The following is a 21,888-nucleotide window of genomic DNA, read 5'->3' as shown; positions in this document are numbered from 1 at the left end:
ACCTAAAGTCAAGTTTATACTAAAAAAAGAAGCCGCCTCAAATGATTTGATACAGCCCCCTTTTGACTCACACTTCAACCTATTTACTTCACAAATTCGAACGAATACCCTCCTGTTTTTTCTTTCCCTTCTGAGTGTGTTATATTAAGAATGCATTCATCTGTTTCACGCAAGTTTTTAATGTATAATCTCATGCTTCCTAACACCTCCTTTTCTGTTGGACTTAACGTCAAACCTGCCTCAATGGAGCTTACCGCAAAGGTTGTCTCATTTACTTTCTTAATACCATCCTTTTCTTGAACAAGCTTTGCTGAAGCTTTATCAAATTCAACGTAAAGCAGGTTTTTCTTAAAAAAGTCGTATGCCTCAGTTCTTCCACGATTTGTTGAAGAAAAAGACAACACAGAAGTAGCTTTTGTGTTTAAAAACTTCACTTCACCCAATATCCAGCCCAAAGTAGGGTCATGAGGCGGAAGCTGAACAAGATTGACAATCGTCAAATTCTTCCAAGTAATATTGTTATTATAAATTGTATTTAAATGAATATTAAATCCTTCTCCTGATTGCATTGGGTCGGCAGCACTTACCCACCTAACATATAAACATTGATGCGGTGAAACTCCCGGAATATTAGAATTTGGGATGAGGTTTTGTGGCCAAACAATTTCAGCTACTTCTGTATCATGGGCTGGTATACTTATAGTGGATGTCCCTATCAAAGAAAAAAACGGCCCGCCTCCAGGATACCATGATAAATTTGTATTGGCATCTGCAACATATACCTCCACAGTACCTGTTATAGGCACATTACCATTTCTTACCTTCACATATATATAATTATCCTGACCGTATTCTGGGTCTTGATGTATGTGCTCGTTTGCACTTCCATCTTGACTATTTCTTATCCATACGTCCACAGAATTATATATCACATCTGAGGGAGCCAAAAGAGTTGGAGTGGAGCCATCATCTAGCCAAGAGTCCTTAATTATGGCATCTGGGAAGCTATTATTTTCGCAGGCATAATTAGCTATTCTATTTAAAAAACCATTCAGAGCTTGTGCTGCATCTGCTTCACACAATGTTCCACCGCTGGTTCCAACCGCCGTCCCTCCATAAGAAATTTGAGGGTTAGAAAAATATGGAATCCTTGTTGTTGCACAGTTTGAACTTCCCATAACTGTTCTAAAACTAGAAGAGCAGTACCCATGAGAATAGTTTTGGATGGTATTCATGCTTGTGTTTCCGCAATCATGGTCTAAAGAGAAAATATGACCTAATTCATGTTGAAACGTAAAATTGGCGGTTGCATGAATTCTACTAGACACTCCCACTGATGCGTATGAATTAAAATATGAATCTAAATTAGCTGCACTGCTTTCAGCACTCCGGCCCCATGCCATTCCCACTACGTCACCAATTTCTCTACTTATCAAAAGCATTCCAACATCAAAGTGGTACGTTAATTTATCAGCTGCAACTACCGAATTTACAGATTCTGATGAACTGAGCGTATTGGGCTTATTAGTAGCTTCTAAAACAGAGAGCATATCGGCAGCAGTGTCTATCACTCCTAGTTCTTTTATCAATACGAGATTCAGAAAAGCATTAATACTGGAGTTAACAAACACGACATTAGTGGTAGAAACGGCATGGTAAGCTTCCGCTTCAATATAAGGCGTACCCCCCGCTGCTATTTTGGCTTCGTTGGTGTAGTAAACCGCAATGTCAATGTCATTATCGCTTTTGTCGCAACTACTCTTCGCACTACCTCCTTTCATTTCTTTCACAACAGCATTCCCGTCTTCTTTTAGCGTCGCTAGAAAAATTTCATCCAGTTTTCTAAGTTCAAAAGCTTCATTCCCCAAGTCCTTAATCTGAAACCTACCTTTCGAATAGGCAAAATCCACATTGACTTTTCCGTTGTATTTAGTTAAAATAAAATAGCTTTCCCCTTCACCATCTATTTTACCTGTCCAGACCATCCCATTGTTTTCTTCCTTTTGCTCTATTACTTCAAAAGTGGCCTGATGGTCAAAAATCTTCGCTTCTAACTTCACGCCAGCCAGCAACATTTCCGACTTTAGAAATACCGTCTCTTTTCTCTCAACTTCCTTCCCATGCTGATTAACGATCTCTCCTTTTTGAGTGCTTTCGCCAATAAATATATATTTGACCACCCCAACCTCTTGTGGTTCGCAAGAGAAAACAATGATAAGAAAGGATAAAATAGCTGCGGTAAAATTCAAATAGCTTTTCATGTTACGATGTTTAATTATTAATGTATTTACTCTGTTAATTCAAACGGAATAAGCATTTGTAACATCTTTATGCCCTTTTCTCTTAAACGGTAAGGTTTATAAAATCAGTCTTTATAAAAATTCAAGGTGATTAATTGTTCTTATTTTGTATAAACAAATGAATTCTCTTGTTAGAAGTTCATGATTGATATTTGTTAGATATTTCACTTTTAGCACTACTTTTGCACCCCATAACAGTTTAAAATGACCTTTTTAAGGTTCACTTAAAATTAACAAAGAGAACAGACCTATCTCTTTATTAAAAACAAAATGCTCTGCCATGGGTCGGGGGGCATGATAATTAACATGAAAGTAGCAGTAGTAGGTGCCACTGGTCTTGTAGGTGGCGAAATCTTAAAAGTATTAGCGGAGAGAAACTTTCCGGTAACAGAAATCATCCCTGTAGCCTCTGAGAGGTCTATCGGAAACAAGGTTTCTTATAAGGGTACAGAATACACGGTCGTGGGTTTTGAAGACGCCATAAAGATGAAACCAAACGTTGCCATTTTTTCTGCAGGTGGCGACACCTCTTTAAATGTAGCTCCCAAGTTTGCAGAAGCAGGCATTACGGTGATTGACAACTCGTCTGCTTGGAGAATGGATCCAACAAAGAAATTGGTTGTACCTGAGGTTAACGCTAGTTCTTTAACCGCAGAAGACAAAATCATTGCCAATCCAAACTGCTCTACCATTCAAATGGTCGTAGTTTTGAAGCCGCTTCATGATAAGTATAAAGTTAAGAGGGTGGTGGTTAGCACCTACCAATCTGTGACGGGTTCTGGTAAAAAAGCCGTAGATCAGTTATTTGACGAACGTGCAGGAAAGGCGGTAACCAATCCTGCTTACCCTCATAAAATAGATTTAAACGTCATTCCTCATATTGATGTATTCCAAGAAAACGGATATACCAAAGAGGAAATGAAAATGATAAAAGAGACCAACAAAATCATGGAAGACGATAGTATCCGCGTTACGGCTACTACGGTTCGTATTCCTACGGTTGGTGGGCACTCTGAATCTCTTAACATTGAGTTTGAGAATGATTTCGACTTAGACGAAGTGAAATCACTTTTGGCAAACATGGAAGGCGTGGTTGTTCAAGATGACCCTGCCAATAATGTTTATCCTATGCCGCTTAATGCTCACGGAAAAAACGAGACTTTTGTTGGAAGAATTAGAAGAGACGAGTCTCAAGCAAATACACTAAACCTATGGTGTGTTGCGGATAATCTTCGTAAGGGAGCTGCTACCAATGCAGTTCAAATTGCGGAATATTTGAATGGAAAGGGAATGATTTAATTCCTTAATTAAATGAATTAAAATCCTGCCCTCGGGCGGGATTTTTTGGTTAAAACCTATCTCAAATGCTTATCTATTTTGCCGATTAAAGTCCTATAAACATCCATATTCGTTCAAAGAGGCCATAGAACCAGAAAAAGCATGCACTTTTGATTGATATTCCAGTAAAACATGACGCAAACTCAAAAAGGAATTTTGTTCGTAGCTCTAGGAGCCATCTGCTTTTCGGCTAAGGCCATTTTTATTAAACTGGCTTATCAAACCTACGATGTTGACGATATCACCCTTCTTACACTCCGTTTTGGTTATGCCTTGCCTGTGTTCCTAATCATTGCTTTATGGCGATTTAAACAAGGACAATTACAAAGCGTAAGTAAAAGAGATTGGGGCTTTATAGCGATTCTGGCCATGCTCGGCTATTATTGGGCCAGCTGGTTTGATTTTAAAGGTCTGGTTTACATTTCCGCTGGTTTAGAAAGAATTATCCTTTTTATATACCCTACGCTGGTGGTTCTTTTCTCTCGAATATTTTTAAATAAACGTATCAGCAGAAATGCCATCATCGCTTTAATCATTACTTATATCGGTGTTTTAATTATTGCGGCGGAGCCTCGCATTTTTGAATCACAAAACTTCTTGAAAGGTGGCACTTTTATTATAATCAGTGCCATTACTTATTCTTTATATCTGGTTTTTGGTGGGGAGTTGATAAACAAATACGGCTCTATCAATTTCAACAGTATCTCTATGGTACTTTCTTCTTTATATGTTTTGTTACACTTCAATCTATTCTCCGATATTAAATTTGAGAGCATTGAAATGGGCGTTCATATTTACGGTATTCTACTGGCCATAGTCAGCACTATTATCCCAACATTCTTAGTGATGGAGGGCATAAAACTTTTAGGAGCAAACAAAGCATCCATTGTGGCCAGCATTGGGCCTGTTTCTACCATATTACTGGCCTATATTTTCTTAAATGAAGTTTTGAGCATTCAGGAAATCATGGGTTCTTCTTTGGTTTTGGCGGGTGTGCTAATGATTGGGAAAAGCTAAAAGGAAACTTACCCGTAAATCCTATTGTTTACTTAGTAGGCTTAAAACCCTGTTTCGCATTAGAAACAGATAGTTTCATATATGCGAAATGCATTTTATTGCGTTTTAAGAAAAGCGAAAGGATCTAAGAAATTGTAACCACTTTATTTAAAGAAGGTTGTGATTTGCTTCAATAGAATAGTCTAAAAGTATCTTTAATTATTTCATTTATTAACAACTCATTTACAACCTCCACCCTTTTTCCTGCATCTAAGAAGTATACATCCTAAATATTAAGACAATGAAAAAGCTAATAACAATAATTTTCCTGGGCCTTTTCGGACTAACCGCCGCCGCTCAGACCACCTATGAAAGGTACGACGACAGATACTACTACGACGAGGAGTTTGACTGGCACTGGGACGTGCGTGTGCGTATTTCAGATGGTATTAAAACCGGACAAATAACAAATTGGGAGTCTAAAAGACTTTATAATAAGTTAGAAAAAATAGAAGAGAAAGAGTACGACTACATGGCAGATGGCAACTACGACGAGTGGGAGCAAGATGATGTGTGGCAAGACGTAACTTGGTTAAACAGGAAAGTAGGTCTAGAATTGAACGACTACGACAGAAGCTACTATGGTTTCAACAGAATCTATATCGGTTTTAACACTTATCCATTCTGGTATAATAGATACTACGGGAATGGCTGGAATTTCTACAGATTTGACAACCTAGGTTGGGGAAGTTATAGATATGGCTATGCTCCCAGATATTACTATCCAAGAACTAACGTATACGTTTATAATAACGAACGTTATATCTACAAAAACGGTAGAAGATACGAGAACCACAATGTGTATTCGAAAGGAAATAGTAGAAACTCTGCCATAGATAATAGAGCAAACTCAAATGCGGTTAGAAGAGATAGAACAAGTCCTAGCAACAGAGTTGGTACTTCTAGCAGAACCTCTAACGCTGCATCTGGAAGAACCTACGGAAACGCTGGAAGAACTTCAAGCGGCACCAGACCTAGCAGCTCTGCAAGTGGCAGAACTTACAGCCCTAGTTCTTCATCTAGCAGAAGTAACGGAAACAGCTCTGTAAGACCTTCGAGCTCTAGCAGAAGTAGTAGCGACAGCTCTGTCAGACCTTCGAGCTCTAGCAGAAGTAGCAGCAACAGCTCTGTCAGACCTTCGAGCTCTAGCAGAAGTAGCAGCAATAGTTCTGTAAGACCTTCGAGCTCTAGCAGAAGTAGCAGCAATAGCTCTGTGAGACCTTCGAGCTCTAGCAGAAGTAGCAGCTCTGTGAGAACTTCGAGCTCTAGTAGACCAAGTTCAACAGCAAAATCTAGCAGAAGCTCCTCATCTAGAAGTTCAGGAACAAGTTCTTCTTCGAGAGGCTCATCCTCAAGAAGTTCTAGAGACTAGAAAAAACTATTTTAGGATGGAAAAAAAAGAAACCCAAATGGCAAATGCCATTTGGGTTTCTTTTTTGTCTTGAAACTTGAATAAGGATGAACCTTACTTCTCAATTCCTTTACCCGTGGCTGCCCAGTAAATGCCGCCATAAAGGTGATCAAGGAAAGTTTGATCTGAATATATGGCTCCTATATGACCTAAGCCCGTATAGAAAGCTCTTCCACCATCATAGTTATGATACCAAGCGATTGGGTGAAAGTCGCCCATTCCTTTTCCTTCGTTATCTCCCCATTTGGCGTAAGGCTTGTAAGTCTTTTCGTCTACAGAAACTAAATACTTAAGGTCTTTTGATAAAGCTGGCTTTTGGTACTCATACCACTCATCTGTCCATAATAATTTTTTAGGAAAACGCTCCATTCCTGGAAAATTACTATCTTCTACTTTCAAGTAAGCCGTTTGCTGAGCTGGGTGAATTTTAAACATCATACCCACCATTTTTGTGTACCACTCCCAGTCATACTCTGTATCTGCGGCTGCATGTACCCCTACAAAACCTCCACCATTTTTTATGTACTTTTCAAAAGCTGCTTGCTGCTCCGCATTTAAAATATCTCCTGTGGTGCTTAGAAAAATTACCACATCATACTTCTTAAGGTTATCGTCATTAAAGACACTAGCAGACTCCTGCCAATCTACTTGAAAAGAATGTCTAGCCGCCAAACTTCTTACACCTGCCACACCCTCATGAATAGATTCATGGTGAAAACCTGCTGTTTTTGTAAACAAAAGAGCTTTTAAGCCTCCGTTTTGAGCATTGGCTGTAAATGCTATCGTAAGTAAACACAGCAATGCTACTATCTTATTTCTCATACTTCAATTAGGTTTATGATTTAAAAAACTTGAAGTACTCTAATAAAAGTGTTATTGCCAAATCAAAGTAGATAAACAGCTCCAGTCCGCCCCTCATTAACGCATACTTGGGTTGACTTTTAATACCGCTTCAGTCAACCCACTTGCTAGCTTTTCTAAATCAATATTCAGTTCCTCTTTAGATACTTTCATGACCATTTGCGTCAGAGAAGAAGTCAAGGCATCAAAGCCATGAAACGTCCCTAAAATCCCACCAGCTAAGGCCGCCGTGGTATCATTATCTCTACCGTAGTTGACCAAAAACTGCAATGTTTCTTCAAACTTATACTCACTGTAAAGCATGGCTACCAGCACCTGAAGATATATTTCTCCTGCATGAAAAGCCATGTCTTGTTGGTGAGCATCCAGTAATTCAAAGACTGTTTCTAAGGATTTACCTTTAGACTGCTCCGCTATTTCTAGAGCATTCTCCAGTATTTTTATTGATGTACGACCCACCAGTCTACTCTCCGAATATTGATAGGGATCAATCTCTTTCAATAGATTAATAACGCTTTCCTTTGAAGGGTTTTCGGCCATGGCCGCCGCAGTGATGACGGCAGATAAACTGCTCAAATCCCTTGCATAACCAATATCAAAAATGCTCAACTTGTACATTTCATTGTACGCTTTGAGCGGTTCTTCTGGGAAAAAAGCACCAATGGCCGTAGCATACAATAAACCGGCACAAACCATTTCGCCACCATAAAAAGAGCTCAAGCCATCTGCAAAACCTACTAAGTCATTCTCTTTATAGGGACGAGCCACTTTCACCCATTCCTTTAGCCAATCTGTCTTTAAAACTTTTACTTCTGGGCTATCATTTCCTGCTGATGCATCTTCATAAAAAGTTAAGATTTCAGTCGCAAAATCCTTGGGGTCTAAATCTGTAGATTTTTGTTTCGCCAGATACTTAAATACCAGCTCCTTCCATCTGGTGTCATCTGTGGTGCCACCAGATGGAAGATTATGTTTCCAAGGCCCTTCTGCTGAAGCCTCCCTATTTAGAGGATAGAGTTTGTCCACAAAACCATAAGTGGTTTTGATTTCATATCTATTCCACATTTCGATAGGAGCACCCATGGCATCCCCAACGGCAGAGCCTACAATATTTCCCAAAATTTTATTGTAAAGACGCTCTTGTTTTGTGTTTGCCATAGCTTGTATTATTTTATGATAGCATTTCGGTGGCTTCGTCCATCAAACTTTTTTTCTGTTCCAAAGACAATTTTAATGGTAACTGAGCCAAACCAATAAGTCTTCTTAAAATTTCAGCAGCCACATATTTATGCAGTAATTTCTCGTCGATGCTTCTTTCTTTTTCGTACTGGCTTTTGGTAAATGCTATGAAGTCTTCCGACAATCCCGCAAGTTTAAAATGTGCCAGCATCACGCCCAAATCAAACTCCGGGTCTCCTATAAAAGCAAACTCAGGATCAATCACCTTGAGACTGTCTCCGACCTTTAGCCAACTTCCTGGATAGAAATCTCCATGGAGTAATGTCTTTCCTTCAGCTAAATATCGGTCTCCAACACGCTTAATTTCATGCTTTAATCCTTCATTTTCTTTTAATGGTTTTGCCATGTTTTGGAGTCCCTCTTGCACAGCATTTAGATTAAAACCATTATCGTCCAAATAAGGATAGTTGAAAATATGCTCATGGTTAAGAGCTTTCATTTCAGAATTGTCTGGAAAAATATTGGGTTTCAAACCATGTAAGGTGGTCATGTATTTTATCAATACAACAATCTCCTGTTTCGTGATTTCAATGTTTCCAGCATAAAGTCCAAGAAAGTCTGTTCCCTCTCCCAAGTCTTCCATGACCAAGACATGATTTTCTTCGTCAAAGTCCAAAATCTCTGGCGAAAACGAACTAATAAATTCCGACGGTGAAGTCGCTTCATAAAAGGCATGCTCTACCGTTATTCGTTCAATTGGAGCTGGAACTTGCTTATATTTTTCTACATATGCTCTAGATTGTTTAACAATAAAGCTAAATTTTTTGGTTTTTACACGAGCCACAAAATTCATATTTCCTTCGCCTGCTTTAGTGTATTCCAGTAGTTCGTCCTCCGCTTTCAACCAACCCTTTCTCCTAAAATAGGCTTCCGTTTCCTTACTTAGCTTTTCCGTTAAAATCATTTAAAACCATTTTTGTTCAATAACACCTACGTATTTGTTCGCTAAAATGCCTTCTCCAAGATAAATATTGATGTTTGGGTATAAATTATAGTTCTGAATATGCTCCACATCTAGCCAGCATACCTCTAAAGCTGAGGTTTCCTCAGGGTTTAATATGGGTTGACCACTAGAAATACGACACTCAAATATCTGATGCAGTGTTCGCTGCTTTTCTCTTACCACCTCGGCAGTAAGAAACGCTTCCCCCACTTTAATGTCAATTTGTATTTCTTCAAAAAACTCTCTTTTAAGAGCTTCTTTCATGTCTTCTCCAAATTCCAGATTACCACCAGGAAGAGCAAAAACGTCTACTCCTCCGTAATTATAACGCATGGTTAAAACCTTATTTCCTTCTTTTATAATTCCTGCTACTCTTACTTTCAAATTTCCTTCATTTAGTGTTGCCAATTTGGCCTCTTTTTAGAAGAAATCAATAGAAATTTTAAAAGAAATAAATGACCACATACCAACGCTCCCGTTTTGTTAATAAAATTTCAACCGATTGCATAAAATTTTTCTTTATTTGCTTATCTTTAAATTTCTTCTTGAAATAATTCAACTCCTATGAACAAAAACATATTGCTAATAGCAATATCCTTTTTAGCCTTTAAGGCAAAATCACAAAGCATTGCAAGCTTTAAGGTAAGCCCTAAAGCCTACAATGCCCATAACCTGTCGTTTAATGCCCAAGTAGTACTTGACAATCTTACCTTTTTAAATGAAAATCAGCTTTCTCTCATAGAAGTAAGAGAAGGCGTAAAACACGAGGTGCCTTTTCAAATAGAGCAAGGGAAAAGTAGAATTTTGCATTGGAAAATAAACGAAGAAAGCACTTCTGGTACTCTTAGATACGAGCTCATAAAAAGGAAGCCCAATGTTCTGACTTCTAAATTAGAACTTAAAAGAGAAAATGGTTTATTGAAGATAAACCATCAAAACTCAACCTTACTGGGATATCAATATGAATTTATGCCAGCACCTGCGGGCAAAGACCCTGCTTACGGCCGTAGCGGATTTATTCACCCACTAAACACGCCTAAAGGAGATACGCTAACTTGGATTCAGCCAGCAGATCATTACCATCACTATGGCCTATGGAATCCATGGACGCATGTTCTTTTTGAAGGGGATACCTTAGATTTTTGGAACTTGAACAAGAAACAAGGTACCGTACGCTTCGCTCAGTTTCTGAGCCAAGAAGAAGGTTCCATCTTCGCATCCTATGCTACCCTTCATGAGCATGTAGTTTTCAAAAATGGTAAAGAGACTGTTGCACTTAATGAAGTGCAAAATGTACGCGTTTATCAGCCAGAAAAGGACGTTTACGTTTTAGATTTTTCTATTGATATGAGCCCCGCAGGAGATGCTCCTTTTCATATACTAGAATACAGGTATGGCGGTTTTGGCTGGAGAGCCACGGAGCAATGGAATGATAAAAATAGTATCGTAATCACTTCTGAAGGAAAATCTAGAAAAGATTCTGACGGCAGTACGGCAAGGTGGTGCATTGTAAAAGGCGAGTTAGGCAAAAACTATGGCGGTGCGGTTTTGATGTCTCATCCGACCAACTTCAACCATCCAGAACCTTTAAGAATTTGGCCTGAAGGCTCCAATGGCGACGGCGACCTATTTGTGAACTTTGCACCTACCAAAAACATGGATTGGATTTTGGAACCCAACAAAACCTATAATCTGAAATACAGGATTTTAGTATTTAATGGCGATATGACTACAGAAAAGGCCGAGGCAGCATGGCAGTCATATGTCAACCCTATAAAAATTGAAACAACCATTTTAAAATGAATAAAATAAAAGTAAGCTCCCTGAACAGAAGAAGCTTTATCAAAAAAACCGCTGTGGCAGTGGCTTTACCGTACATTGTACCATCCACGGTTTTTGGTAAAAGTGCTCCTAGTAACAAAATAAATATTGGTCAGATTGGCTGTGGAAGAATAGCCCGTGGTCATGACCTTCCAGGTACATGGCAGCATGATATCGCAAGAATTATGGCCGTTTGCGACTTGGACAGAAACAGAACCGAAGATGGCAAAAGACTGGTTGAAGGTTATTATGCCAAAAAGGGCCAAACCGTAGATGTAAAAATGTACGACGACTACCGAGAAATGCTTTTAAACAAGGATATTGACGCGGTTATCGTTAGTACACCAGATCATTGGCATTCGCAACCGGCTATTGAGGCAGCCTTGGCAAAAAAACATGTTTACCTTCAAAAACCAACCTCTCTAACGATTGCCGAAGGCCGTCAACTAAGTGATATTGTTCACCGTCAAGGCATTACTTTACAGGTAGGAACACAGCAGCGTTCTTCTCCCCAATTTAGATATGCCGCAGAACTGGTAAGAAACGGACGCATAGGTAAAATACATACTGTGAAAGTAGGGCTTCCTGGCGATCCTGCTGGACCATTGGCACAAAATGGTCCAATCCCAAAAGGTTTCAATTATGACATGTGGCTAGGCTCTACGCCTGAAATGCCGTATTCTGAGATGCTGGTTCACCCACAAAAGGGATACGACAGACCGGGTTGGTTACGCATGGATCAGTTTGGTGCAGGTATGATAACGGGATGGGGACAGCACCACTATGATTCCGCCGCTTGGGGAATGAATACCGAATATACAGGTCCAATTTCGGTAGAAGCGGTGGCTGAATTTCCAAAATTTGGAAGCTGGAATGTTCATGGCGACTTTATGGTCAAAGCCGAATACGAAAACGGAATAACCGTACTTACCAGTGGTGGTTTTCCAAACGGTATAAGATATGAAGGAACAGATGGGTGGATTTTTGTAACGCGAGGTGCATACAGAGCTACGGCCTCCGATCCGATTCCTGAAAATAATGGTGTTAAATCTCTTGACGCCAGCGACCCAAAAATCCTTACCTCGGTTATTGGTAAAGATGAAGTGCATCTATACAAAAGTGACGAACAGCATGGAAACTGGTTAGACTGTATAAAATCTGGAAAAGAGCCAATTTCTCCCGTTGAGATTGGCCATAGAGCATGTTCGGTTTGCTTGGTGAGTCATATTGCTATGAAACTGCCTCGCAAACTAGAATGGAATCCTACGACAGAGCGTTTTGTCAACGACGACGTGGCCAATTCCATGCTGAGCAGACCACAGCGATATCCTTACGGAACTAACTATATTAAAATGTAATTTTGTTAGGGTCAAGTGTTCGCTTGACCCAACATTTTCTTAAAACTCTTTGTTTAAATAAATCTATTTGATTGACCATGTTAAAACCTAAACATATTCTGGGCCTTTTGGCTCCATTTGTCATCATGTCTTGTGCCACCACTGAAACCACCGAATCTGCTTCAAAAATCAGACTAATTACTTTAGACCCCGGTCATTTTCATTCGGCTTTGGTTCAAAAATCTATGTATGATTCTGTAGACAGTACGGTTCATATTTATGCTCCAGACAGCCCGGATGTAGGTTTACATTTAGACAAGATCAACAGCTATAACAATAGGGCAGAAGAGCCCACTTCTTGGAATTCGGTTGTGTACAAAGGCACCGACTTTTTTGAAAAAATGCTTTCAGAAAAAGCTGGAAACGTAGTGATGCTGGCAGGAAACAATAAGAAGAAAACCGAGTACATTAATTCTTCCATTGAAAATGGTTTTAATGTCTTTGCCGACAAACCAATGGTTATCAACTCTGTAGGCTTTGCTTTATTAAAGAAGGCATTTAAAACAGCAGAAGAAAAGGATTTATTGCTTTACGATATTATGACGGAGCGTTTTGAGATTTCAACCATGCTTCAAAAGGAGCTTTCTCAAATTCCATCACTTTTTGGTGAATTAGAAAAAGGAACCAAAGAAAACCCAGCGGTGACTAAAGAATCTGTGCATCACTTTTTTAAGTTTGTTTCTGGTTCTGCTTTAACAAGACCATCTTGGTTTTTTGATGTGAAACAAGAGGGAGAGGGCATTGTAGATGTTACCACGCATTTAGTGGATTTAGTGCAGTGGGAGTGTTTTCCAGAACAAGTCATTGACACCAATAATGTTAGTATTTTGGAAGCCAAAAGATGGCCTACGGTATTGACGAAAGATGATTTTGAGAAAGTAACCAAAAACCCTCAGTTCCCTAATTACCTTTCGCCATACATTAAAGATGATAAGCTAGAGGTATATTCTAATGGTGAAATCAACTATACCATCAACGATGTTCATGCCAAGGTTTCTGTTATCTGGAATTATCAAGCACCAGAAGGAGCAGGAGACACCCATTATTCTATCATGAGAGGAACTAAGGCAAACCTTATCATTCGCCAAGGAGAGGCCCAAAACTTTAAGCCTACGCTATATATAGAGCCATTAGCTGCGGATAATGAAAGTTCCATTCAGGCCGCTATGGACGGTTTAAGCAAGGCATATCCTGGTGTGGGTTTTGAAAAAGAGGGCAAAGAATATGTGGTGACTATTCCAGAGCATTATAAAGAAGGGCATGAGGCTCATTTTGCAAGAGTTACCCAGAAGTATTTGGAATATCTACAAAACAAGAACATGCCTAAATGGGAGGTTCCAAATATGATTACCAAATATTATACAACGACAAAGGCTCTTGAAATGGCTCTAAAGGCAAATTAAAATTTATTTTAATCCTTACCCTTATGTGTAAAAAATTGGCTTTGTCGTTTTTATTGATAGCAAGCATTGCTTTCCAATCCATTGCCCAAGTAGCGTCAAAGGTGTATTCTTTTGAAAATACTCCCGCAGTAGCTTCTGGCAATCTTTTAGTAAAGACTTTTTTTGATGGCTCTACTTTAGATTTTTCTCAGATGAGCATGAAGGCCATAATTGCTCCTAAAAAACTTAATTACACTATTTCTAGCGAAGCTTTAGAGACGCTTGTAATCGTTAAAACAGGAGAAATAGCCTTTAGTTTAAATGGAGAAACAAAGACCATGGGAGCAGGAAGCGTGGCTTTGCTTTTGCCAAAAGAGAAATTGTTATTACAGGCCAAAAAAGAGGCGTCTTTCTATGTAATGGCTTACAAAGCTAAGAAAGAGCATAACGAAAATAGTGGCGGCAATCTATTAGAAGACTGGGAGGCGGTGGCTTACAACACCCATGACAAAGGTGGAATTAGAAAGTTTTATGACAGACCTACGGCACACTGTAAACGCATGGAAATGCACGTCACCAATTTAAACCCAGGTATTAAAAGCCATGAGCCACATACACATAGAGCGGCAGAAATTATACTGCTGACTACTGGTCAATCAGAAATGGAACTAGGCAACGACATTGTGAAAGCACAAACCGGAGATTTCTATTTTATAGAATCTGAGGTGCCACACGGAATTAAGAATATTGATTCAAAACAAATTCAATATTTCGCATATCAGTTTGAATAAAACCTTTTGGATCTAGAGAATTTAAATAACCCAAAAAGTAAAAGGCTTGGCAGTTAATTCTGCCAAGCCTTTTAATATGTATCACACTGTGTGCTTACAAACCCAAGACCACAACGCCTTGTTTAAAAACAATATCTCTAGGAATTCCGGCATTACCAACCCGATCTAAATCCTTTTGAAGTTCTGCTCCTACTATGCCCATCTCGTCAAACAACTTGCCTACACCCTCATAATCTCCATTTCCCTGAAGCATTAGTATTTTCTCGGATAAAGTATTCATTGCCATTTTAAACTCCTTAAAATTGACTTTATAGGTTCCTTTTTCTGGGTTATAGGTAAATGCATTTTGTTCCTTAAAATAATTGAACCTAATCATGTTTGCTTTCCCATGAGCACTAGATGCTCCAAACCTCACAGAACGAAAAATTCCAGCTAAGAAGGTGGTATAATAATCCATCAGCTCACCGTCTATTTCGCCCTTTTTATGAAGCTGCGTAACCATGTATAGTCCTAAAATATCTGCCTTACCTTCTTCTAATGCAGAGCTATGCTCTTTTAAAGCCTCTCTTACTGTTCCTTTGCCGTTAATGGTATTCTTAACACCCAAACCATGAGCTACTTCATGAAACATGGTATTGGCAAAAAATGCATCAAAAGTGACATTCTTCTGTTGTTCCTTGTCAATCAAAAGTTGGTTTATAGGAATCAAAATCTTATCAAATTTGGCCCTCATGGCATTCTTAAGCTGAATTCTCCGTGTCCCTTTTGCTAACTGCACTCGCTCATCATTTGGTAAATTAATCGCTATGGTTTTCCCTCCTGAATTACAGTCACCCGCATAATAGATAACATCGTAAGCATTCAAGTCTGAATCGGTACCTGGTTTCTCTTTTTTATAAGCTTCTTCTACTGGCAAATTAGCTTGCAGCTCAGGTAGAAAAGACGCAAACTTCGCCAATCGCTCACTCCATTTCATGTCTTTTATTAAAACATAAGCCTCGTGAGCTGCCTTATAATTAAATAGTTGGTCCTCATAGTTTTCAATAGGTCCCACCACAAAATCAATCATATTTGATTTCATATTCATCCATGCCATGTCACTGGTGAAATAGTCGTCTGTAAGTAATGCCTCGGCCCTTAATTGAAGATAGTTTTTAAACCCTGGATCATCTGCCAATGCAGCAGCCTCTTTCAGTAAGTCTGCGGCCTTTCTAGTTTCTTTCTCAAAGGCCTCATGATAGGGTACGGCATATAATTCCCCTTTATCGTTTCGCTTTATCATGGTATAAAGGCTGGTTTTATCTTTATGGTCAAAAGCCTCAAACTCTTCCTTTGACATATCAGAAGGGTAATATTGTGCACCTGCTGGCTTAACGCCTGCTCCTTCTAAAAATGGTTCGTTTCCTCCAAGCCTATCCCAAGGACCGTAATTATAGCGTACAAAAGTTTTTGTTGCTTCGTCATTTATGCTATTTAGCAATGCCTCTTTATCTCCATAGGCTTCTTTCCAAAAAATGTCGTCCATGATTTTTGCGACTTCTATCAAAATTGGAATCATTTTTTTCTGATTCTCAGATAAGTGGCTTAGGTCAGCATTAAGTGTAAACTCCGCATATTCATTTACTTTTTGCTGCATTTCCGATATTCCTTTTTCTCCATTTGGAGTACAAGCAAAAAGTATACTCGCTAAAAGAATGGAGGCTATTGATTTTTTCATAGGTTATTGATTTTGAGTGGATACAAAAAACGTGAAAGAACGGCCTTTGTCAAAATAGAAATTAGAATATTGATTACGCGGCTATAGAAATAAATGCCGTTTTCTTCCGAAGCAATGGAATTGTTGATTTAAGAGTTCTGGAAGAGCTGAACGATGTTCTAAATATAAGCTTTCATGAAAACGAATCGGAACATAATAATCAAAAGCTCTATAAACAAAAAAAGCTACTTCTTTCGAGATGGTCTTTCTGTGGTGATGGACGGTCCCGATAGCTATCGGGAGAACCGCCTACTTTAAATAGTTAACAACTTCTCTATCAGCTCTGGATATAACTTTAGGTTTTTAATATACTTCGTTGATTTCATAGACTTTGTCTTCCTTTCAACTCTTAACGCCTGTTCGCGTCCTTAACATTCTATAGTTAAAAATATCTCCCAATCAGAGCTCTGTTTTGTAAAAGAATCGACATACTTCCCTTCGTTATGCTCTTCTAATCGCTCATTGGGATAAGCCGTCTCTCCTACATAAAACTTATTCAGTTTTAATGAAAATATAATGTAAACGTAGTGTGGCATAATCAAAAGCTCTATAAACAAAAAAAGACCACCTCTTTCGAGATGGTCTTTCTGTGGTGATGGACGGTCCCGATAGCTATCGGGAGAACCGCCTACTTTAAATAGTTAACAACTTCTCTATCAGCTCTGGATATAACTTTTGGTTTTTAATATACTTCGTTGATTTCATAGACTTTATCTTCCGCTCTACTTTCAACGAGTTCTCACGTCCTTCACATTCTATTGTTAAAAATATCTCCCAATCAGAGCTCTGTTTTGTAAAAGAACCGACATACTTCCCTTTATTATGCTCTTCTAATCGCTCATTAGGATAAGCCGTCTCTCCTACATAAAACTTATTCAGTTTTAATGAAAATATAATGTAAACGTAGTGTGGCATAATCAAAAGCTCTATAAACAAAAAAAGACCACCTCTTTCGAGATGGTCTTTCTGTGGTGATGGACGGTCCCGATAGCTATCGGGAGAACCGCCTACTTTAAATAGTTAACAACTTCTCTATCAGCTCTGGATATAACTTTTGGTTTTTAATATACTTCGTTGATTTCATAGACTTTATCTTCCGCTCTACTTTCAACGAGTTCTCACGTCCTTCACATTCTATTGTTAAAAATATCTCCCAATCAGAGCTCTGTTTTGTAAAAGAACCGACATACTTCCCTTTATTATGCTCTTCTAATCGCTCATTAGGATAAGCCGTCTCTCCTACATAAAACTTATTCAGTTTTAATGAAAATATAATGTAAACGTAGTGTGGCATAATCAAAAGCTCTATAAACAAAAAAAGACCACCTCTTTCGAGATGGTCTTTCTGTGGTGATGGACGGTCCCGATAGCTATCGGGAGAACCGCCTACTTTAAATAGTTAACAACTTCTCTATCAGCTCTGGATATAACTTTAGGTTTTTAATATACTTCGTTGATTTCATAGACTTTGTCTTCCTTTCAACTCTTAACGCCTGTTCGCGTCCTTAACATTCTATAGTTAAAAATATCTCCCAATCAGAGCTCTGTTTTGTAAAAGAATCGACATACTTCCCTTCGTTATGCTCTTCTAATCGCTCATTGGGATAAGCCGTCTCTCCTACATAAAACTTATTCAGTTTTAATGAAAATATAATGTAAACGTAGTGTGGCATAATCAAAAGCTCTATAAACAAAAAAAGACCACCTCTTTCGAGATGGTCTTTCTGTGGTGATGGACGGTCCCGATAGCTATCGGGAGAACCGCCTACTTTAAATAGTTAACAACTTCTCTATCAGCTCTGGATATAACTTTAGGTTTTTAATATACTTCGTTGATTTCATAGACTTTGTCTTCCTTTCAACTCTTAACGCCTGTTCGCGTCCTTAACATTCTATAGTTAAAAATATCTCCCAATCAGAGCTCTGTTTTGTAAAAGAATCGACATACTTCCCTTCGTTATGCTCTTCTAATCGCTCATTGGGATAAGCCGTCTCTCCTACATAAAACTTATTCAGTTTTAATGAAAATATAATGTAAACGTAGTGTGGCATAATCAAAAGCTCTATAAACAAAAAAAGACCACCTCTTTCGAGATGGTCTTTCTGTGGTGATGGACGGTCCCGATAGCTATCGGGAGAACCGCCTACTTTAAATAGTTAACAACTTCTCTATCAGCTCTGGATATAACTTTTGGTTTTTAATATACTTCGTTGATTTCATAGACTTTATCTTCCTTTCAACTCTTAACGCCTGTTCGCGTCCTTCACATTCTATTGTTAAAAATATCTCCCAATCAGAGCTCTGTTTTGTAAAAGAACCGACATACTTCCCTTCGTTATGCTCTTCTAATCGCTCATTAGGATAAGCCGTCTCTCCTACATAAAACTTATTCAGTTTTAATGAAAATATAATGTAAACGTAGTGTGGCATAATCAAAAGCTCTATAAACAAAAAAAGACCACCTCTTTCGAGATGGTCTTTCTGTGGTGATGGACGGTCCCGATAGCTATCGGGAGAACCGCCTACTTTAAATAGTTAACAACTTCTCTATCAGCTCTGGATATAACTTTAGGTTTTTAATATACTTCGTTGATTTCATAGACTTTATCTTCCTTTCAACTCTTAACGCCTGTTCGCGTCCTTCACATTCTATTGTTAAAAATATCTCCCAATCAGAGCTCTGTTTTGTAAAAGAACCGACATACTTCCCTTCGTTATGCTCTTCTAATCGCTCATTGGGATAAGCCGTCTCTCCTACATAAAACTTATTCAGTTTTAATGAAAATATAATGTAAACGTAGTGTGGCATAATCAAAAGCTCTATAAACAAAAAAAGACCACCTCTTTCGAGATGGTCTTTCTGTGGTGATGGACGGTCCCGATAGCTATCGGGAGAACCGCCTACTTTAAATAGTTAACAACTTCTCTATCAGCTCTGGATATAACTTTTGGTTTTTAATATACTTCGTTGATTTCATAGACTTTATCTTCCGCTCTACTTTCAACGAGTTCTCACGTCCTTCACATTCTATTGTTAAAAATATCTCCCAATCAGAGCTCTGTTTTGTAAAAGAACCGACATACTTCCCTTTATTATGCTCTTCTAATCGCTCATTAGGATAAGCCGTCTCTCCTACATAAAACTTATTCAGTTTTAATGAAAATATAATGTAAACGTAGTGTGGCATAATCAAAAGCTCTATAAACAAAAAAAGACCACCTCTTTCGAGATGGTCTTTCTGTGGTGATGGACGGTCCCGATAGCTATCGGGAGAACCGCCTACTTTAAATAGTTAACAACTTCTCTATCAGCTCTGGATATAACTTTAGGTTTTTAATATACTTCGTTGATTTCATAGACTTTATCTTCCGCTCTACTTTCAACGAGTTCTCACGTCCTTCACATTCTATTGTTAAAAATATCTCCCAATCAGAGCTCTGTTTTGTAAAAGAACCGACATACTTCCCTTTATTATGCTCTTCTAATCGCTCATTAGGATAAGCCGTCTCTCCTACATAAAACTTATTCAGTTTTAATGAAAATATAATGTAAACGTAGTGTGGCATAATCAAAAGCTCTATAAACAAAAAAAGACCACCTCTTTCGAGATGGTCTTTCTGTGGTGATGGACGGTCCCGATAGCTATCGGGAGAACCGCCTACTTTAAATAGTTAACAACTTCTCTATCAGCTCTGGATATAACTTTAGGTTTTTAATATACTTCGTTGATTTCATAGACTTTATCTTCCGCTCTACTTTCAACGCGTGATCACGTCCTTCACATTCTATTGTTAGAAACATCTCCCAATCAGAGCTCTGTTTTGTAAAAGAACCCACATACTTCCCTTCGTTATGCTCTTCTAATCGCTCATTAGGATAAGCAGTCTCTCCTACATAAAACTTATTCAGTTTTAACGAAAATATAATGTAAACGTAGTGTGGCATAATCAAAAGCTCTATAAACAAAAAAAGACCACCTCTTTCGAGATGGTCTTTCTGTGGTGATGGACGGAATCGAACCGCCGACACAAGGATTTTCAGTCCTTTGCTCTACCGACTGAGCTACATCACCGACCTGCCCTTGTTTCTAAGGGAATGCAAAAGTAAATAAAAAGTTATATCGAACAAACATTTTCTCAAATTCTGATAAAAATTTTCTTCTTTTTTATTTCATGCATTTTTTAGACCTTTGTTTAGTATGCAAGCATACTATTTTTTACGTTTACATTCATCACCTATTAGTACCTTAAAATACCATGGCCTATATCTCTCAAATACTGTTTGTAATTGCTTTAGGCATTGCAGCCTATTTTATTCTAAGAAGAGTCATACTTATAAAGAAGTCTATTCAGCTTGGAAAGGCGGAAGATCGTTACGACCAACCCGCTAGAAGACTGAAAAACATGATGCTCATAGCTTTCGGACAGAAAAAAATGTTTGAAAGACCCATAGTGGGCCTGCTTCACTTTTTAGTATATGCCGGCTTTATCTTAATAAATATAGAGGTTCTTGAGATTGTCATTGACGGGATATTTGGTACACATCGTGTTTTTGCAGAGCCTTTAGGCAGCTTTTATCCGGTAATTATAAACTTCTTTGAAGTCTTAGCACTAGGGGTTATTGTGGCCTGTGTGGTGTTTCTAGTAAGAAGAAATATTCTAAAAGTAAACAGGCTACATCCAAGCACTTCGAAAGAAATGAATGGCTGGCCAGCCATGGACGCTAACATTATATTGGTTTTTGAAATTGTACTTATGGCTGCGTTTCTAAAAATGAATGCAGCAGATGCTGTTTTACAAAGCCGGGGAGTAGGGCAATTTGCCGAAGTCAACACCGGTAGTTTTCTCATTAGCCAGTCGCTTATTCCTATCTTTCAAAACTTCTCTAGCGATTTTCTGATTTTTACAGAAAGAGCCGCTTGGTGGTTTCATATTTTAGGAATAATGACTTTTGCATTATTTGTCACTTATTCCAAGCATTTGCATATCGCATTAGCTTTCCCAAACACCTATTTTGCGAACCTGGCTTCTAAGGGAGAAATGAAGAATATGCCTGCAGTGACCAAAGAGGTCAAGATAATGATGGAGTTAGAGCAGCCCGGCGACGAAACCGAAGTGGTGGCTCGTTTTGGTGCCAAAGACGTGGAAGATTTAAGTTGGAAAAGCCTGATGGACGCTTATAGCTGCACAGAATGCGGAAGATGTACTTCACAATGCCCTGCAAATCTAACGGGTAAAGCTTTGTCTCCTCGAAAAATCATGATGGACACGCGTGACCGTTTGGAAGACATCCAGAAAGGTTGGCTTAAAAATGGTTATGATTTTAAGGATGAAAAATCACTCAACGGTGATTACATAAAAGAAGAAGAGCTACTGGCCTGCACCACCTGTAACGCTTGTGTAGAAGCCTGCCCTATTCAAATCAGCCCATTAGACATCATCATTGAGCTTCGGAGATATAATGTGATGGAAGAGTCACAGGCACCTCAATCTTGGAATATGATGTTTCAAAACTTAGAAACCAGCATGTCGCCGTGGAAGTTTTCTCCAGACGATCGTTTCAAATGGGCCGAAGATATGAAATCCTAATCC

24 protein-coding genes and 1 tRNA gene are annotated in these 21,888 nt (G+C 38.6%); 8 read left to right on the top strand and 17 right to left on the bottom strand.

The window, feature by feature from the left end:
- Positions 1 to 83: 83 nt before the first annotated feature.
- Complete coding sequence (locus tag ACSBFT_RS18270) at positions 84 to 2,261, bottom strand: M12 family metallo-peptidase (RefSeq protein WP_489601937.1); 2,178 nt, start codon at positions 2,259 to 2,261, stop codon at positions 84 to 86.
- 345 nt (positions 2,262 to 2,606) lie between these two features.
- Between ACSBFT_RS18270 and ACSBFT_RS18265 the strand changes: the two genes are divergently transcribed.
- From ACSBFT_RS18265 to ACSBFT_RS18255, 3 genes are all read left to right on the top strand, one after another.
- Positions 2,607 to 3,599 carry an aspartate-semialdehyde dehydrogenase gene (locus tag ACSBFT_RS18265; protein WP_463046293.1) on the top strand — a complete coding sequence of 331 codons (993 nt, stop codon included), beginning with the start codon at positions 2,607 to 2,609 and terminating at the stop codon, positions 3,597 to 3,599.
- A gap of 171 nt (positions 3,600 to 3,770) precedes the next feature.
- Complete coding sequence (locus ACSBFT_RS18260) at positions 3,771 to 4,655, top strand: DMT family transporter (protein ID WP_489601935.1); 885 nt, start codon at positions 3,771 to 3,773, stop codon at positions 4,653 to 4,655.
- Positions 4,656 to 4,935: 280 nt separating this feature from the next.
- A complete protein-coding gene (locus ACSBFT_RS18255) occupies positions 4,936 to 6,066 on the top strand; it encodes a hypothetical protein (RefSeq protein WP_489601934.1) in 1,131 nt (376 codons plus the stop codon).
- 93 nt (positions 6,067 to 6,159) lie between these two features.
- Here the strand turns inward: ACSBFT_RS18255 and ACSBFT_RS18250 are convergent, their stop codons facing one another.
- From ACSBFT_RS18250 to ACSBFT_RS18235, 4 genes are all read right to left on the bottom strand, one after another.
- The gene (locus tag ACSBFT_RS18250) at positions 6,160 to 6,927 is read right to left on the bottom strand and encodes a ThuA domain-containing protein (RefSeq protein ID WP_463046290.1); all 768 of its coding nucleotides are present in this window, start codon (positions 6,925 to 6,927) and stop codon (positions 6,160 to 6,162) included.
- A gap of 96 nt (positions 6,928 to 7,023) precedes the next feature.
- Positions 7,024 to 8,124 carry an ADP-ribosylglycohydrolase family protein gene (locus ACSBFT_RS18245; RefSeq protein ID WP_463046289.1) on the bottom strand — a complete coding sequence of 367 codons (1,101 nt, stop codon included), beginning with the start codon at positions 8,122 to 8,124 and terminating at the stop codon, positions 7,024 to 7,026.
- Positions 8,125 to 8,137: 13 nt separating this feature from the next.
- Entirely contained in the window at positions 8,138 to 9,109 is a 972-nt protein-coding gene (locus tag ACSBFT_RS18240) for a phosphotransferase (RefSeq protein WP_489601933.1), read from the bottom strand.
- Positions 9,110 to 9,556, bottom strand: coding sequence for an NUDIX domain-containing protein (locus tag ACSBFT_RS18235; protein ID WP_463046287.1), 447 nt, complete (start codon positions 9,554 to 9,556; stop codon positions 9,110 to 9,112).
- A gap of 156 nt (positions 9,557 to 9,712) precedes the next feature.
- On the opposite strand from ACSBFT_RS18235, the gene ACSBFT_RS18230 reads away from it, so the two are divergent.
- From ACSBFT_RS18230 to ACSBFT_RS18215, 4 genes are all read left to right on the top strand, one after another.
- A complete protein-coding gene (locus ACSBFT_RS18230; RefSeq protein WP_489601931.1) occupies positions 9,713 to 10,951 on the top strand; it encodes a DUF6807 domain-containing protein in 1,239 nt (412 codons plus the stop codon).
- Positions 10,948 to 12,327: a Gfo/Idh/MocA family protein gene (locus ACSBFT_RS18225; RefSeq protein ID WP_489601929.1), complete on the top strand. Its 1,380-nt coding sequence runs from the start codon at positions 10,948 to 10,950 to the stop codon at positions 12,325 to 12,327. Before ACSBFT_RS18230 ends, ACSBFT_RS18225 begins: the two co-directional genes overlap by 4 nt.
- A 77-nt stretch (positions 12,328 to 12,404) precedes the next feature.
- Positions 12,405 to 13,769, top strand: a complete 1,365-nt coding sequence (locus ACSBFT_RS18220) for a putative oxidoreductase C-terminal domain-containing protein (protein WP_489601927.1) — start codon at positions 12,405 to 12,407, stop codon at positions 13,767 to 13,769.
- Positions 13,770 to 13,792: 23 nt separating this feature from the next.
- A complete protein-coding gene (locus ACSBFT_RS18215) occupies positions 13,793 to 14,539 on the top strand; it encodes a cupin domain-containing protein (RefSeq protein WP_489601925.1) in 747 nt (248 codons plus the stop codon).
- Between the two features lie 94 nt (positions 14,540 to 14,633).
- On the opposite strand, the gene ACSBFT_RS18210 is transcribed toward ACSBFT_RS18215, so the two are convergent.
- The 12 genes from ACSBFT_RS18210 to ACSBFT_RS18155 form a co-directional block, all read right to left on the bottom strand.
- Positions 14,634 to 16,256, bottom strand: coding sequence for a dipeptidyl-peptidase 3 family protein (locus ACSBFT_RS18210; RefSeq protein ID WP_489601923.1), 1,623 nt, complete (start codon positions 16,254 to 16,256; stop codon positions 14,634 to 14,636).
- A gap of 407 nt (positions 16,257 to 16,663) precedes the next feature.
- Complete coding sequence (locus ACSBFT_RS18205; RefSeq protein ID WP_489601921.1) at positions 16,664 to 16,831, bottom strand: GIY-YIG nuclease family protein; 168 nt, start codon at positions 16,829 to 16,831, stop codon at positions 16,664 to 16,666.
- A 97-nt stretch (positions 16,832 to 16,928) separates the two neighbouring features.
- Complete coding sequence (locus ACSBFT_RS18200) at positions 16,929 to 17,210, bottom strand: GIY-YIG nuclease family protein (protein WP_489601915.1); 282 nt, start codon at positions 17,208 to 17,210, stop codon at positions 16,929 to 16,931.
- A 97-nt stretch (positions 17,211 to 17,307) separates the two neighbouring features.
- Complete coding sequence (locus ACSBFT_RS18195; protein WP_489601915.1) at positions 17,308 to 17,589, bottom strand: GIY-YIG nuclease family protein; 282 nt, start codon at positions 17,587 to 17,589, stop codon at positions 17,308 to 17,310.
- A 211-nt stretch (positions 17,590 to 17,800) separates the two neighbouring features.
- On the bottom strand, positions 17,801 to 17,968 hold the full coding sequence (locus tag ACSBFT_RS18190; RefSeq protein WP_489601921.1) for a GIY-YIG nuclease family protein: 168 nt from the start codon (positions 17,966 to 17,968) through the stop codon (positions 17,801 to 17,803).
- A 211-nt stretch (positions 17,969 to 18,179) separates the two neighbouring features.
- Entirely contained in the window at positions 18,180 to 18,347 is a 168-nt protein-coding gene (locus ACSBFT_RS18185) for a GIY-YIG nuclease family protein (RefSeq protein WP_489601921.1), read from the bottom strand.
- A 97-nt stretch (positions 18,348 to 18,444) separates the two neighbouring features.
- Entirely contained in the window at positions 18,445 to 18,726 is a 282-nt protein-coding gene (locus tag ACSBFT_RS18180) for a GIY-YIG nuclease family protein (RefSeq protein ID WP_489601919.1), read from the bottom strand.
- A gap of 97 nt (positions 18,727 to 18,823) precedes the next feature.
- Positions 18,824 to 19,105 (bottom strand): GIY-YIG nuclease family protein, encoded by a 282-nt coding sequence (locus ACSBFT_RS18175; RefSeq protein WP_489601917.1) that lies wholly within the window; start codon positions 19,103 to 19,105, stop codon positions 18,824 to 18,826.
- A gap of 97 nt (positions 19,106 to 19,202) precedes the next feature.
- Positions 19,203 to 19,484 carry a GIY-YIG nuclease family protein gene (locus ACSBFT_RS18170; protein ID WP_489601915.1) on the bottom strand — a complete coding sequence of 94 codons (282 nt, stop codon included), beginning with the start codon at positions 19,482 to 19,484 and terminating at the stop codon, positions 19,203 to 19,205.
- 97 nt (positions 19,485 to 19,581) lie between these two features.
- Entirely contained in the window at positions 19,582 to 19,863 is a 282-nt protein-coding gene (locus ACSBFT_RS18165; protein ID WP_489601913.1) for a GIY-YIG nuclease family protein, read from the bottom strand.
- A 97-nt stretch (positions 19,864 to 19,960) separates the two neighbouring features.
- Positions 19,961 to 20,242, bottom strand: a complete 282-nt coding sequence (locus tag ACSBFT_RS18160) for a GIY-YIG nuclease family protein (protein ID WP_489601911.1) — start codon at positions 20,240 to 20,242, stop codon at positions 19,961 to 19,963.
- A gap of 54 nt (positions 20,243 to 20,296) precedes the next feature.
- Positions 20,297 to 20,369 (bottom strand) — tRNA-Phe (locus ACSBFT_RS18155).
- Between the two features lie 184 nt (positions 20,370 to 20,553).
- Between ACSBFT_RS18155 and ACSBFT_RS18150 the strand changes: the two genes are divergently transcribed.
- A complete protein-coding gene (locus ACSBFT_RS18150) occupies positions 20,554 to 21,885 on the top strand; it encodes a 4Fe-4S dicluster domain-containing protein (protein WP_489601909.1) in 1,332 nt (443 codons plus the stop codon).
- Positions 21,886 to 21,888 lie beyond the last annotated feature (3 nt).

The sequence above is a fragment of the Arcticibacterium sp. SM2516 genome (assembly GCF_057914865.1).
This window is presented reverse-complemented; position numbering and strand designations above follow the sequence as displayed.

Excerpts from the sequence above, each read along its gene's own strand:
- ACSBFT_RS18270 (WP_489601937.1), bottom strand. The coding sequence starts at position 2,261 with ATGAAAAGCTATTTGAATTTTACCGCAGCTATTTTATCCTTTCTTATC.
- ACSBFT_RS18265 (WP_463046293.1), top strand. The coding sequence starts at position 2,607 with ATGAAAGTAGCAGTAGTAGGTGCCACTGGTCTTGTAGGTGGCGAAATC.
- ACSBFT_RS18260 (WP_489601935.1), top strand. The coding sequence starts at position 3,771 with ATGACGCAAACTCAAAAAGGAATTTTGTTCGTAGCTCTAGGAGCCATC.
- ACSBFT_RS18255 (WP_489601934.1), top strand. The coding sequence starts at position 4,936 with ATGAAAAAGCTAATAACAATAATTTTCCTGGGCCTTTTCGGACTAACC.
- ACSBFT_RS18250 (WP_463046290.1), bottom strand. The coding sequence starts at position 6,927 with ATGAGAAATAAGATAGTAGCATTGCTGTGTTTACTTACGATAGCATTT.
- ACSBFT_RS18245 (WP_463046289.1), bottom strand. The coding sequence starts at position 8,124 with ATGGCAAACACAAAACAAGAGCGTCTTTACAATAAAATTTTGGGAAAT.
- ACSBFT_RS18240 (WP_489601933.1), bottom strand. The coding sequence starts at position 9,109 with ATGATTTTAACGGAAAAGCTAAGTAAGGAAACGGAAGCCTATTTTAGG.
- ACSBFT_RS18230 (WP_489601931.1), top strand. The coding sequence starts at position 9,713 with ATGAACAAAAACATATTGCTAATAGCAATATCCTTTTTAGCCTTTAAG.
- ACSBFT_RS18225 (WP_489601929.1), top strand. The coding sequence starts at position 10,948 with ATGAATAAAATAAAAGTAAGCTCCCTGAACAGAAGAAGCTTTATCAAA.
- ACSBFT_RS18220 (WP_489601927.1), top strand. The coding sequence starts at position 12,405 with ATGTTAAAACCTAAACATATTCTGGGCCTTTTGGCTCCATTTGTCATC.
- ACSBFT_RS18215 (WP_489601925.1), top strand. The coding sequence starts at position 13,793 with ATGTGTAAAAAATTGGCTTTGTCGTTTTTATTGATAGCAAGCATTGCT.
- ACSBFT_RS18210 (WP_489601923.1), bottom strand. The coding sequence starts at position 16,256 with ATGAAAAAATCAATAGCCTCCATTCTTTTAGCGAGTATACTTTTTGCT.
- ACSBFT_RS18205 (WP_489601921.1), bottom strand. The coding sequence starts at position 16,831 with ATGCCACACTACGTTTACATTATATTTTCATTAAAACTGAATAAGTTT.
- ACSBFT_RS18200 (WP_489601915.1), bottom strand. The coding sequence starts at position 17,210 with ATGCCACACTACGTTTACATTATATTTTCATTAAAACTGAATAAGTTT.
- ACSBFT_RS18195 (WP_489601915.1), bottom strand. The coding sequence starts at position 17,589 with ATGCCACACTACGTTTACATTATATTTTCATTAAAACTGAATAAGTTT.
- ACSBFT_RS18190 (WP_489601921.1), bottom strand. The coding sequence starts at position 17,968 with ATGCCACACTACGTTTACATTATATTTTCATTAAAACTGAATAAGTTT.
- ACSBFT_RS18185 (WP_489601921.1), bottom strand. The coding sequence starts at position 18,347 with ATGCCACACTACGTTTACATTATATTTTCATTAAAACTGAATAAGTTT.
- ACSBFT_RS18180 (WP_489601919.1), bottom strand. The coding sequence starts at position 18,726 with ATGCCACACTACGTTTACATTATATTTTCATTAAAACTGAATAAGTTT.
- ACSBFT_RS18175 (WP_489601917.1), bottom strand. The coding sequence starts at position 19,105 with ATGCCACACTACGTTTACATTATATTTTCATTAAAACTGAATAAGTTT.
- ACSBFT_RS18170 (WP_489601915.1), bottom strand. The coding sequence starts at position 19,484 with ATGCCACACTACGTTTACATTATATTTTCATTAAAACTGAATAAGTTT.
- ACSBFT_RS18165 (WP_489601913.1), bottom strand. The coding sequence starts at position 19,863 with ATGCCACACTACGTTTACATTATATTTTCATTAAAACTGAATAAGTTT.
- ACSBFT_RS18160 (WP_489601911.1), bottom strand. The coding sequence starts at position 20,242 with ATGCCACACTACGTTTACATTATATTTTCGTTAAAACTGAATAAGTTT.
- ACSBFT_RS18150 (WP_489601909.1), top strand. The coding sequence starts at position 20,554 with ATGGCCTATATCTCTCAAATACTGTTTGTAATTGCTTTAGGCATTGCA.